The 13,097-nt window shown below is 39.4% G+C and carries 13 protein-coding genes; 1 reads left to right on the top strand and 12 read right to left on the bottom strand.

From position 1 onward, the window contains the following. Positions 1–268: 268 nt before the first annotated feature. Positions 269–685: a PaaI family thioesterase gene (locus D0T85_RS02075; RefSeq protein ID WP_239060619.1), complete on the bottom strand. Its 417-nt coding sequence runs from the start codon at positions 683–685 to the stop codon at positions 269–271. Between the two features lie 65 nt (positions 686–750). Next, positions 751–1,764 (bottom strand): YafY family protein, encoded by a 1,014-nt coding sequence (locus D0T85_RS02070; protein WP_163209681.1) that lies wholly within the window; start codon positions 1,762–1,764, stop codon positions 751–753. A 109-nt stretch (positions 1,765–1,873) separates the two neighbouring features. On the opposite strand from D0T85_RS02070, the gene D0T85_RS02065 reads away from it, so the two are divergent. Further along, entirely contained in the window at positions 1,874–2,233 is a 360-nt protein-coding gene (locus tag D0T85_RS02065) for a hypothetical protein (protein WP_163209679.1), read from the top strand. Between the two features lie 231 nt (positions 2,234–2,464). On the opposite strand, the gene fabG is transcribed toward D0T85_RS02065, so the two are convergent. From fabG to D0T85_RS02015, 10 genes are all read right to left on the bottom strand, one after another. Further along, positions 2,465–3,193 carry a 3-oxoacyl-ACP reductase FabG gene (gene fabG, locus D0T85_RS02060; protein WP_163209677.1) on the bottom strand — a complete coding sequence of 243 codons (729 nt, stop codon included), beginning with the start codon at positions 3,191–3,193 and terminating at the stop codon, positions 2,465–2,467. 403 nt (positions 3,194–3,596) lie between these two features. Then, positions 3,597–4,277 (bottom strand): DUF1566 domain-containing protein, encoded by a 681-nt coding sequence (locus D0T85_RS02055; RefSeq protein WP_163209675.1) that lies wholly within the window; start codon positions 4,275–4,277, stop codon positions 3,597–3,599. 236 nt (positions 4,278–4,513) lie between these two features. After that, positions 4,514–4,732, bottom strand: a complete 219-nt coding sequence (locus D0T85_RS02050; RefSeq protein WP_163209674.1) for a hypothetical protein — start codon at positions 4,730–4,732, stop codon at positions 4,514–4,516. Further along, positions 4,719–4,985 carry a hypothetical protein gene (locus D0T85_RS02045; protein WP_163209672.1) on the bottom strand — a complete coding sequence of 89 codons (267 nt, stop codon included), beginning with the start codon at positions 4,983–4,985 and terminating at the stop codon, positions 4,719–4,721. The genes D0T85_RS02050 and D0T85_RS02045 overlap by 14 nt, the downstream gene beginning before the upstream one ends. Then, positions 4,982–6,841: a fimbrial protein gene (locus tag D0T85_RS02040; protein WP_163209670.1), complete on the bottom strand. Its 1,860-nt coding sequence runs from the start codon at positions 6,839–6,841 to the stop codon at positions 4,982–4,984. Before D0T85_RS02040 ends, D0T85_RS02045 begins: the two co-directional genes overlap by 4 nt. Before the next feature lie 2 nt (positions 6,842–6,843). Next, on the bottom strand, positions 6,844–8,091 hold the full coding sequence (locus D0T85_RS02035; protein ID WP_163209668.1) for a fimbrillin family protein: 1,248 nt from the start codon (positions 8,089–8,091) through the stop codon (positions 6,844–6,846). Between the two features lie 17 nt (positions 8,092–8,108). After that, positions 8,109–9,170, bottom strand: a complete 1,062-nt coding sequence (locus D0T85_RS02030) for a fimbrillin family protein (RefSeq protein ID WP_163209666.1) — start codon at positions 9,168–9,170, stop codon at positions 8,109–8,111. A gap of 44 nt (positions 9,171–9,214) precedes the next feature. Next, positions 9,215–10,309, bottom strand: a complete 1,095-nt coding sequence (locus D0T85_RS02025; RefSeq protein ID WP_163209664.1) for a hypothetical protein — start codon at positions 10,307–10,309, stop codon at positions 9,215–9,217. A 34-nt stretch (positions 10,310–10,343) separates the two neighbouring features. Continuing rightward, positions 10,344–11,402, bottom strand: a complete 1,059-nt coding sequence (locus tag D0T85_RS02020; protein WP_163209662.1) for a FimB/Mfa2 family fimbrial subunit — start codon at positions 11,400–11,402, stop codon at positions 10,344–10,346. A gap of 61 nt (positions 11,403–11,463) precedes the next feature. Beyond that, positions 11,464–13,074, bottom strand: coding sequence for an Mfa1 family fimbria major subunit (locus D0T85_RS02015; protein WP_163209660.1), 1,611 nt, complete (start codon positions 13,072–13,074; stop codon positions 11,464–11,466). Between the last annotated feature and the right edge of the window lie 23 nt (positions 13,075–13,097).

The raw sequence follows: 13,097 nt of genomic DNA, 5'->3' as shown, positions 1-13,097 counted from the left end.
CCAAAACTCTTTAACAAGCACTAAAAAACAATTATTTCACCTCCGATAGCAAACCTTTAGGGGTGGAAAAGCATTTCTTTTATGTAGTAGCTTTACAATATATAAAGTAGTTGTGTGGTTTCAGATATTGTGTTCTTTATGAATTAATGGTTTGAGGAATAATTGTTTGATGATGATTTTGAGGGGGTTGATCCTCAAACAATTCCGACGAATTATTTGAGACAGCGACTACTTTCCAGAGGATACCGTTCGGTATCCTCTTTTTGGATTATACCTGTTTAGGTACTACGCTGAAAGTACCCGATGCTTTGCACACTAATTTACCTTCGCAGTATATTTCGCATTCGCTGAAATGTACATTCCGGCCCGGTTTTATAATATACCCTTTGGCTGTTAACTCCTTACCCCAGGTGGCACGAAGGAAAGATGTTTTTAATTCGGCTGTCAGTACATCTTTGTCGGCAGGGGTTAGGGTGTATGTAACAAAGCCTGCAACAGTATCGGCAAAAGCAGCCAGTACACCACCGTGAATTACTCCACTATATTGTCTTTGTTCTTCGAATAAAGGCATCCGAGCCTCAACAAGTCCTTCTTCTACCGTAGTGAATTCTATTTGCAAATGCTTTACATAAGGGTTTCTTTGTACCCGGTCTATCAGTTTTTCTCTTACTTCAGGAGTCATCATTTTTATTTCTTTTTTTCAACGGGCAAACTTAAAGAAAATATTCGATTTAGTGAACATAATCCGTTCTATTCGTCGTACATTTTTTTGGCCTTTCTTATCTTATAGGCCAACGACTCAACAAATGTAGAAGGCGAAAGTACTTTTATCGTTTCGGCAAATCCCAGAAACTCCCTTTGTAGTTCCTGATTAATAATGACATTTATTTCGAATATAACAGAGTTATCTTCCAATCTTTCAATAACAGTTTGGCTTTTATGTATAGGTTTTGTTTCTACATAAGGTGTATTTGCCGCATCAACTTTAAAGCGAACCGTTTGAGCATGTTGCCCTACATTTTTGGTAACTCCTACAAGGTTATCGAAGAAAGTTAACGGATCGAACAATGTATTTTCCTTGTACGGTTCGTTTGTGAGGGGTGTGATGGAATGAATTCTGTCTAGTGCCAGATTTAACAAAGGACCTTTCTGTTTTGTACCATAAACAAACCAACGGTTGCGGTATTCCTTTAATAAATACGGATAGAATACAAAAACCGATGCCGAACGTGCTCTAAACGATCGGTATTTCACCTCGAGGGTTTGTTTGTTTACTATGGCATGATATATGGTATCCAGGTAATCCAACCCTTTCAGACTTTCATTCTTTTCGAAATCAATAACCGGGATTGTTTTTTGCCTAACCGATGTAACATGGTCTTCAAGGCGGTTAACAATATCGCCCATTTCAGAGAAGTTAGTAAATGCTTTGAACTGTCGCAGTACTTCTACCGCCTCGGTCATTACTTTTAAATCCTGCTCGGTAAGTGGGGTGTTGGTTATACTATAATCCGGTTCATCATATTTATAGTATTTATTGTCGTATACTACAATTGGAGCATTGTAACCTAGTTTTTCGCTCCGCATCATTTGAATGTCCATTTGAATGGTGCGTTTGCTGATTCCTTTATCAATACCTTCGTACTCGTATAAAGCATCAGAACAGGCATCAATCAAATCTTCGAGGGTCCAACGGCGGTATCGGTTACGCAAACAAGTATCTATTGTTTTGTATCTTATTAAAGCATTACGATTAACGGGCATATTAGTAATTGAGTAAGCTAAAGTTAGTAAAGGGTAAAGGTAAATAAAGTAATTTGCTTTTCTCTGCTCTTTTCTGTATTTTTGTAAACGAAAACAAATTGAAACAAGGATGAGAAAGACTGTATTTGGATTATTATTTATATTGCCACTCCTGTTGTCCGGGTGTTGGGAGTATGATGAAGAGAAGGTAACCCTCGAAAATAGCACGTGGGAGGGCACTATGAGCGGAATTACACGACGTGTAACTTTTAAAGGAAAGAAAGATTGTACGTATGAAGAAGTTGCAGAAGATGGACAAACTACAACAGTGAAATATACGTATAGTTTTCAACGTCCGAATGTTTATTTTACGCCAGTAGAATCTACCAATTATAAATTAAAAGGCGAGGTTCTTTATACTGAAATGGCTCTGGTTAAACTGATAGAAAATGACACACCAGTGTCGTTAGGTAATTTGGTGCAGAAGTAGAAGTTAAACAACATGGAACAAATAAAAGAATCGGGAGAAGAACTTCCGATTTTTTTTGTAACTAATAGATAATCTTTATGGGCTGGGCTTTGAAGGAAAGAAGGAGGTAAAGTTAGGTAAAGGAGGTAGAGAATAGAATTAAGGAGTTAAGGAGTAAGAATGCGATGCCGCATGGATTCTTACTCCTTAACTCCTTAATTCTTAATTCTATTCTTTAACCTCCTTCCCTCCTTAAGTATACAGCCCTCCATTAATAGAAATCACATCTCCTGTGATATATGCGGCCTGGTCCGAGGCCAGGAATCCTACTACGGCGGCAACCTCTTCGGGTGTACCGAAGCGGCCGGCTGGTATATGGCTTTTCAGTGCTTTTTCGTCAAGATCCTGAGTCATATCGGTAGCAATATACCCTGGTGCTACAGCATTAACGGTTATTTTGCGCGATGCTACTTCTTTGGCCAGTGCTTTGGTGGCACCGATAACTGCGGCTTTAGCAGCCGAATAATTGGTTTGTCCGGGTAAGCCTGATAATCCCGACAGAGAAACAATGTTAACAATCCGCCCAAACCGTTTGCTAATCATATTCTTCAGGAGTTTACGGGTTACAAAGAAAAAGCCGTTCAGACTGATTCCTAACACATCGTTCCACTGTTGGTCTTCCATAAAAACCATTACAGCATCACTGCGTATTCCGGCATTGTTTACCAATAAGGCTATATAATCGTTGGGATGTTGTTCGTTCCAGGAATCAATGGCTTTATCTACTTCTTCTACCGATGCTACATCAAAAGGAAGTAGTTCGGCTGTTACGCCTTTTTCTTCTACCAACCGTTTGGTTTCCAAAGCTGCTGCTTCGTTCGATGCGTAATTTATGACTACCGGGTATCCCATTTCGGCTAATTGTATGCAAACTGCACGACCAATGCCACGGCTCCCTCCTGTTACAAGTGCGTATTTCATTCTTGTTTATTTATTGTTTTTATTCTTGTTTTGAAACGCAGATTAACGCAGATTTTCGCAGATTATTAATCCGCGTTAATCTGCGTTAATCTGCGTTTCAAATTTACCATTTTATTGCAGTAAAGATACTATCTTCTATAGAAACATTAAATTTTTTATTGCTTAATTCGTATTGGGTATAGCTACCATCGCGTTCAATTACATAATGTTTGGACGTTTCTACCAAGCAGGGTGAGTATCTTAGTTAAACACTTTTGTACCACAAGCATGATACAAAAACAGATTGCGCGAATAGCACGGATTTTAAAACACGAATTAAACCTGTGTTTTAAAAACCGCGCCATCTGCGCAATCCGTGGCTACTCCAACTTGGCGGGAGGGGCAGAGGGATTATTAACCTACATCAATGTGGTATTTCCCGAACACAACGCACAAAGCCTTTGTGCGACTTTGGAGATAATGGATAAGATATAAAATTATTACTACCTGACACATATATGCTCATGTAGTTATAATTAGTATTATAGTAAGCTTCTGTAGCCGACACATATCTATCTGTATAAAACGTGGTAGTATAAAAATCGGGGTATATCTCCTCAACAAAATCAGCTATAGCCGAATTAAAAATAGCTATTAAATATAGCTCACGTTGTGTTGGTAAGCGCCACCCTTCTTCTCCCCTCTCTTTGTTTAGGTTTACACAACCCTTCCAAGCATCAGCCCAGAGGTGAGGGTATCTGGCCTCGTCGATCATCCAGCCAGGATTAATAAAAATACGCACCGGATCAAGTATATAAAAACCGTTACCATCTCTGTTAAGATCAGCAGGGGCAATTTCTAATTTTCCAAACACTGTTGCATTAATAGAACCATTAACAAGGTTTTTATCCAAATATACACCTGTTGTATTGGGCGACAACTCAAAAAGTTCAGTCTTTGACTGATTTGTTGTTGAACCCGCCGGCATACCTGCAGCCTCAGTTAAATCAAGAATTATTTTATTACCGTCTCTATACAATTCTTGTGCATAAAGAGCCTGAACAAAAAGCACGGCAAATACTGTTATTATAATTTTCGTTTTCATTTTATTACTGTTTTATTAATTAACCTTCAACTTCTGTAACACAACGCACTACATTGCTTAAATATGGCTTTATTTTGTTGTTTATTTGCACCTCTCCACCCCGGTCAGATTCAACCGGTCTATATAGAAGGTGGAAATTACCAAACCACATATTCATTGCGCTAGAACCAGAAGCTTCTGTTACTTCTGTTGAACTCCAATATGCAATTTTTTTAAGTTTGCAGGCTAGCGGAAAATCATTCGTTGCACACCAAATTGCAATAAGTTGTTTTCTTATAACACACACTGGCGGCAGTAAACTTATTTGCTTCATCAATACTATTAATCATAGCCAATGTGTTTGCCTTTCCATTCCATGTACTGGTTGCACCTATAGCAATATCTGTGGTATTCCATGCAATATCTGTAGCTTCGTCGCTGCCTTGCACATACAGTTTCTTTTCAAACTTCCACACGCCATTGTTTTTTTTCAGTTCGCCTCCAAAATACCGGATGAATGGCGCAAAGCACCCCTTCGCTGTTGAAGATATAAGCCGTTATCCACTTTACATAATGAGGCAATACATTTTCGCGACTGGTGTTTTCGTGGTTGTAGTGATAGAAGAGGCGAACTGTGTAGTTACTACACTCTGCCTCTGCTATAGAACAGGCATTCAGTGTCCACAATATATACACCATGGTTACTAACAACAAGACTTGTATGTTCATTTTTCTATCACACAACGTACTGCATTATGAAATGTTTTGCTATCGTTATATAGAGCCACATCTCCCCCCCCTTCTGAGTTGGAATTATTCGTCAGTTTGTGAACATTACCAAAATATTGAACTAAAGGTTTTAAAATCCCATTCACATTATACCTCATTGAAGTACTCAGATACGAAAAATAGTGCAATCGGTTGTCATTCGGCAAACTACTAACATTCGGGAAGCTAGCATCTTGTGGAAAACTATTGGTTACACACCAAATTCCAATAAGCTGGTGTATTGCAGGTGTGAACCATGCATAATCGCTATGGGTTCTTCTATTGCTACATGCTCCATTATCCGACAATAATAGATTTTTCGCTTCATCGTTAGGCTGAACATATACTTTCTTTTCATACTTCCACACACCTGCTGCACTCTTTTTCAGTTCGCCTCCAAAATAGCCCACATACATGTAGCTTGTTTGTAAAATTTTAAACACCAACGTTAATCTGCCCGACGTAATGGTTATTGTGGCTTCGCGTTTTTGGGTTTTCTCGTTGCTGTCGGCTGTAAGCCGGGGAAAAGAGAATTCCAACGGAGTATCAGTTGTGCCACTTGCTGTTTTGAGTTCTAGCCACGATGTTGAAGCAGCATCTTGCTTGGCTGTCCATTTTTTTGTATAATAATTGCTTTTAACACTCAGTTTTATATCCCCTGGTTCATCGTAAATACAAAAGGTATCTCCAACCCATAATCCGTTCGATTGGTCGCTGCTGTTTTTACCAACAGCCAATACATCGCCGGCACTATATATTATATGCTGCATATCGTTCATATCAATAACATGCAACTCTACTTTGAGGTTATTTCTAATACCCAACGAATTGATTGCATCGGTGTATGTGGCATATCCGGGTTCAACATTCGTAATCCTAAAATTATACAGATGATTACGTTTAACAGCCATATAAGGAATGGAAGAGGGGTCGAAAGCCGGGTCGCCTTCCAGGTTTCCGTAGCCATCTTTTATTTTACCACTACCATCTTTTTCACATGCTGTAAAATCTATACGGTAAAAATATGTTTTTCCTTTATATGTACCTTCAACAATAAGGCATACATCGCTTGTTACACCAGTGGGTGCAGCTGCTTCGCAAATATATGCTTCGGCTAATAACGAACTTTGTCCATATACCAGATCGAATGGAGCTTGAGATCCTGGCAATGAACTTAATGGAGCTATATAACCCCTATTATTGCTATTTGCCACAGTTATTTTATTAATTGTAAAATCAGCCGCAGTTGATGTTACATCAACACGGGCCAACATACGCTTCAGTGAACATCTGCTGCTAGTGCTACCCAGTACATCACCTCCTGTAATTCCATTTAGTCCTGTTACTTCGCCATACATAGGTATAGGAGTGCCAGCACCCCACTTACCAGTTTGTGTATAAATCAAGTTATTCAGTATAGTTGTTTTAGTAGTGTTTCCATTAATAGCAGTAGTAACCTCAGCCTCGGCATTGGCTACAATAGCTATTGTAACTACATTTGGATTGTGGGCACAGTTAAACTTAAATGTATAATCTCCATCTGTACCTTTTATTATGTTGGTTGATGCAACTTTTATGTGACTAATAATAGTACCATTACTGTCAAATAGAAGCAAATCACAAGTAGTAATCTTCGCTTCATTGGCAGTCATTGCACGTGTTGTAGGAAGTTGCAGCTCCGGAACAGTTACAGCAATGCTTACTTCATCGTTCTTGGTTATGTTCATGGTTATATCATCTTCTTCGTTTACACAACCACTTAACAGAAACATTAACAACCAAACAAACAGTGCTTTATACAAAAAAAGATGTTTCATGCCTAAATTCTTTTTATCGTTATTATCTTCTTTAGATTTTTTCCGGCAGTTATTGTTACAGTACCAGCCCACGTTAGAGGATTTGTAACTGCATAAATCTTTAAGTCAAACTCCCTCGTCATATCTCCATCACTGCCTGAAAAATTCACAGGTCCTTTTATGTCTTTTTTTTCCATCTTAATTCCATCAGGATGATTTGTTTTGGCTGTTACAACAAAGGTATGCCCATTTGTACCATTAAAATCGAAAGTCATATCACCGTGGCTAACGGTTAAATAATATATTCCGTCAGTAACTGTTTGTGGCACATCGGTCCAGTCGTCTACAACTGCATACAGGGTTATTGCCTCTCCTGCAATTTCTACATCATAGTTTACCCACTTGCCTGCTTCCCATGCAGTTGTGGTTGGAATTGGTACACTAACTGTTTGACCTGCTTTATGCGCACTGGTGCTGGCAAATTTTATATCCAATGTTACAGAACTTAATCTGCTTGTTGAGTGTGGAAACAGAAACATATTATCGCTATAATTATTACCAGGTGTGGTTGGTGTAACTGCTAGTGTTTGGTTTACTACAACATACGACTGAGCATTTGTTACACTTGCAGTACCAGTCCATGTAAAAACGCCGCCAACGCTAGGAAAACTCCCTACACGGTTATTGTCCAAACCTTTAAGAGTTACTTTTTCAACAACCACGGTTTTACCATTCAAATCGTCGTTCTTAGATAGTCGAAAAGTAATTCTTGAAAGCGCATGCTTAAATTCAAAACCTACACTACCACTGGATTTTGGTCCAACCGAGCCAAACATTAAATCAACCTGGTCCTTAGCATTAGAGGGGATGATATATGGGGAAGTGGAAGTGATTGCACATTTTTTATTTGTAGCATCAACAGCTAATGCCATTGGTGGGGTAACAGCATAGAAATTAAGTGGAGCTTGTGCAGACCAATTCTTTTGATAGGTGGTGCTTTGCACACCACCAGAAACAGTCATAGTTACATTATCACCATTTATATAGGCGCTGCCATTATCGGTGTGTAATGCATACAATTGCATTGTGCCGTCAAATAATCTAGTTGGACCAACACCCTCAATAACACTTCCACGGGTGTTGGTATTGCTTGGTAATGAAACGCCGAATTGAATATGGTTCAACTCCTCAACATGGTCCTCATTAGTACATCCAAGCAAATACAATGATATTGCGAACAGAAATACGTGTATATTTATTCTTTGTTTCATTTGGTATTGTTTTTTGCTTAGTTTACGGTTACGGGTACATTAATTGCCGCTCCCCAACCAAGCACAGTAATAGGTGTAAAGGTGATATATTTAGCATTAATGGTTATCTGATAATTGGTCCATGCTCCCATTGCCCAATTATGGGTACTTGTTAAACCACTTATGTTTTCGGTATGCTTTTTAGGTACACCACCAAGTGTATACTCTATTTCAAGTTTCACTGTTGTACCAAACACATTATTTAGATTGCCGGTTGCTGTGTTGATTGGGAACATAAACATACTATTGTCGTTGGCATCGGGGTTGTAAGTATCTGTTCCCAGACGAAGATATTGTACACCTGTAAAATTAGTAGCTTTTGCTATTGTTACAGGAGTAGTAAAATTCATCGCAAAATCTTGTCTATCAGAGAAATCATACCAAGTAAAAGCTGAATTGGTAAATCTACCTTTAGCTTTATTATATGCTTGTAGTATAGAAATCTTCTTTATTGTCACTACATCATCACACGTTTTTATAGCTTGGAAAGTTATACGCGAAAGAATATGGTTAAAAGTTAATGTAACCTCCCCATTTGTACCTGGTCCTACCGAACCTGTACGTGCCCACAAAAGATCTGCTTGAGTACCAAATGTTGTACCAATAGTATGTGTACCTGCTTGATAAGTTGGGCTGGCACCTGTAGGAACAGTGGTAGTCGAAGGCAGCATTCCTGCTGATGAGGGTGACATAGCATAAAATGTTAGATTATAGTCGGGCCAGTTTTTCTTGTAACTATTATTTGCAATATGGCTCCCAGAAGCATTAACTGCAACAGTTGCTTTGTCAAAAGCAGAAGCAAGAGGTGCACTTGTATTTCCTTCGTATTGTACAGCCAACATATTAAAAGATTGGCTTCTATAATTAGCAGTAGTAGTACCATTTGCTGGTTTTCCTCTGGTTTCTGCCTCCAATTGGCCTTCTATATTCAAATCAAAACGAATACAATTTGTTGTATCTTCAATCTCGTCTGAAGAACACGCACTTAGAAGAGCAACTCCTATAAAAAGGGCACATAAACTTTTTTTCTGTAACATCATCTTGTTTATTATTAAGTTATTAATTTTTATTTGTATTATTCGTATTAATAATCATTCTCTACGGGTACATCCACTCTTGTACCCCAACCACGTATTGTTATATCAAACCTTATATAATCTGTTAACTCCCCCTTAAACGTAATGCGTGTGTTTCGTGGCAAAGTGTAATCGGGTTGGGTTGTTTCAATGGGGTCGGGGTCTATTGCGCTTGTATTGGGTGTGTACCATCCCAACGGTGCTTTTACTTCTCGGTTGTTTTTCAGTTTCGCTCTGAAAGTTATTGCGTTGGCTGCTTGGGTTGGGTCGCTAAATGTTGACGAAGGTATTATAATACGGTCTTTACTCCACCTGTATTTTTTAACACCTGCCTCGGTGTATTGCTCCCAATCGGGTTTGTCGCCTTTGGCTTTTACATATATATAAGGCGAACCGGTTCGGTCGGAAGCAAAATTGGCATTGTGGATGGGTGTAGTCCAATCGGCTTCGGTTGCCAGCAACGGTACCCGGGAAGGGATATTGGTGAAACTGATTTCTTGAAAATCTCTTTTTACCAATTCAACCTCGGTGGTTAGTGTAACATCTACCCGCACAGCCAGCCGTGTCATGGCAATGGGCATCACCCCCTCGTATTGGGTTCCGTTGTCCATATACAAGGTATCGCCCAGCACTTCTATTTCTTTTTTAACAGCCACCATAGGAATATGCTTTTTGCTATCGAAAGCAGTATGGTCGAAGAATATGTTTTTCAATTCATCAATTCTATCGGCATTGCGGTTTCCTATTAGCTGAAGCTTACGCGAGGCATTTTCGTCGCTTACTTCGTTGGCAATAAAAACAAAGTCGTAAGTACCTTTCTTAATATAGAAACGAAAAATAGAGTCGTTGGCATACCCATAATAAAAGTTGTGGGTACACTTCATATTTTTGTTATGATCGAACGCCAATATACGGAACACAATATAACTGGAATCGGTTACTGCTTCGCTGAAATCTCTTACAATTCCGGGATCAACAGATACTTCGGTGTCATCACCATCATCATCATTAGTATCAGGGCCAATATCCTGTGAGTCGTTTACACAGGAAAACTGTGCACCGAGCATCAACATGGATAGTATGATAAGATATAAATGTTTCATTGACGTTAGGGGTTTAGTTATTTTTCAACCTTGGTTACAGGTCTTGTTCCTGGTTAATCAATACCCAGTCGTTTACTGTAATTTCGGTAAGGGTAAATGCCCGATCGTAATCAAAATAGAATACAATACGGTAGTTATCATATCGTTCTAACTGGTAGTTGTTGTTGTACAACGGGTTTTGCATAATCAGCTCGTCGGTAAGCTTAAAGCGTGCCAGTTCGTCGGGGTATCCGCTATAGTTGGTGTAAGTTATTACCAGTTCAAGCTCGTCGCCCTGCCACAAACGTTGGGTGGTAAAGTTGGTTATATGGCTGTAATAGTACCTGTATCCAAAAAGCGGATCAAGATCGTGCTGCTGGGTAGTAGTAGTATGTGGGTAATACAGGTAATCAGGACAAGTATCTACATAGCGATTCACAAAGTTACAGATACCGTTTGGCCCAACAATCCGTACATCCAGTTCGGTTCCTTCAATCAGTACGCGGTCGAACTTGGCTACTACTTCTATGTGGTTGGTATTTTTGGCAAAGTTAATTGTTTTCTCTACGGGATGTTTGCTGATGGTAAATACAACATCTTGGTTTTCATAGTCGATATCGTATAGTTTATCATCGTATCCGTAAAAAACAGCAGGGGTATTTTCGGACAGTTCACGTTCGCCGTTGCAAATCACTCGCATACGGGCAGTGCCTATCTCTTCATGATCTTCAATGTTATAGGCTTCGCCGGCATTCATCCAGGTAGCCAATCGGTAAGTACCCGGATCAAGACGGGTAGTATAGGTATAGTTGGTTTCTTCCAGTTCGTCTTTGGTAAGATGAACGGTTTGATAGAACTCACCCGATTCTTTATAGAGGTATAGGTCGATATAGTCGATTACATCGCGTATGGTATTACTGTAATCGGGATTGATGTTATGAAGGAAACGAAGAGTTAGTGATTGTTCGCTTCCGAATTCGGATTGGTCACAATCCAAGTCTCCCTCTCCAATGCAACTGCCTAAAAACGGGAGAAGCAGAAGAAGATAAACTATTATTTTATTTACAGCAGTTCGCATAATGTTTTTTTTATCACTGTGGAGGTGTGTTTTCATACCCCAGGCACATTGGCCTGGGGTTGAATTGAATAGGGCCTAGAGGCCGTTGATAACAAGATTAGTCACGGATACCAAGATCTTCGCCCTGGCTAACCCATACCCAGTCTTTAACTTCGATAGATACATGAATGAAAGGAGTTCCTTCCGGATCCAATGGGTCGGTTGGATCTGTTTCATCACCAGGACCTGGTTGATCTGGATCTCCTATGTTTTTACCACCAGGACCAGGATAACCACAATCGGTTATGCTGTTTACAGTAACATCATAGAAATGGTTACGCATTACACTGTAAACAATAGCATCGTTGTTCCTTTGTTTATCTGTATCATTAGGTTGCAGGTATGTGTTACGCAAAGGAATCATATACCAACAATAACCATCTGTATATTCGTTAATATACATATCCAAAGCTTTAAGTCCAGCATCATCAGCTACACCATAAGCTGCGTAAATAGCTGATTTGCTTCCCCAGAAACCTTGTTTTGTTTTAGTCACAAATTCTCCATCGCCGGTAGTAGCATCATGTTGCAACCAAACACGGTAGAAAGTACCTGTTACAGCTGCATCTTCCCAAGCAGCAGCATCGGGTACAAATTTAGTTTTTACCTGAGCAATAGTTGCATTACCATAAGTAGGAACTTCATTGGTGTTTTCTACAACATAGAAAGCTGATTCTGTAATTTCAGCACCACTCATAGCATGAGCCGGTTTTGTTGGAACATTTCTGTATCCAAAAACTTCATTGATAGCATCAACTCCATATTCACCATATACAGATACATCACCAAAATCGGCAGCATGCAAAGCAGGCCAATAGGTTTGAGGAGCTGTAGTTTTGTTGAAGTTTGTCCATTGTGGAGTTTGGAATCTTTGCAATGTACCAAAGAATGGGAAATAATACATGTCATCCGGATTATTTGCCAACGCGTACTCAGGAGTTTCAATTTTACCAAGCACTTCGCCTTTGTCGTTCTTCACATCGTACTTGCTAGCATCCATTGTAACAACAGTTTTTCCCATTGCACGGCCAATAGGCACTACAACACGGTTTTTAGGATCGATATCAGCAACTGTAACAGTACTGGTTGCAGGATCTTTTGCTGCAACAATTTCTTGTTCCCAGTAGTCGATAGTTTTGTACCATCTGTTAGTACCTTCGTCAACATTAACACCACTGGTCATAAAGAAACCTGTTCCTGTTTTGCCAGTAAAGTTACCATCGCCATCGCAAGGGTCAAGGAAGGTCGAGAACTTAGCCATATTCAAATTGTTGACTACCTCAACCAAATTGTCTAAGCTAGTACCAAGAGCTACCGGAATTACCGGTTCGTTGGCAACAGCAAGAAAATAGTGATTACCTACAGTAGTTTTGAAAATCTTTTCAGCACCATCGTTTGTTGAATTTACATCCAAATCTACAATCTGTTGCAATACTTTGTTCGAGTTAAACACATACACTTTTGATGTGTAAACTGCTTTTTCTTCATCTGTTGCAATATATCTGGAAACCGCACGTGTAGCTTCGCCAGCTTGTTTTACTTTAAAGCTGATATAGGCTTCCTGAGCGTCAACGATGGGGTCTTTGTCCGCCACCGGGTCATTTGAACAACTTGCAAATCCCAAAGAAATTGCAGCTGCCATCATTGCATACTTAAAATTCATTTTCATTTTCATCTTTTTGTTTATTGGTT

This window comes from Bacteroides sp. 519 (genome assembly GCF_010500955.1).
Classification (GTDB): Bacteria; Bacteroidota; Bacteroidia; order Bacteroidales; family Bacteroidaceae; genus Bacteroides.
This window is presented reverse-complemented; position numbering and strand designations above follow the sequence as displayed.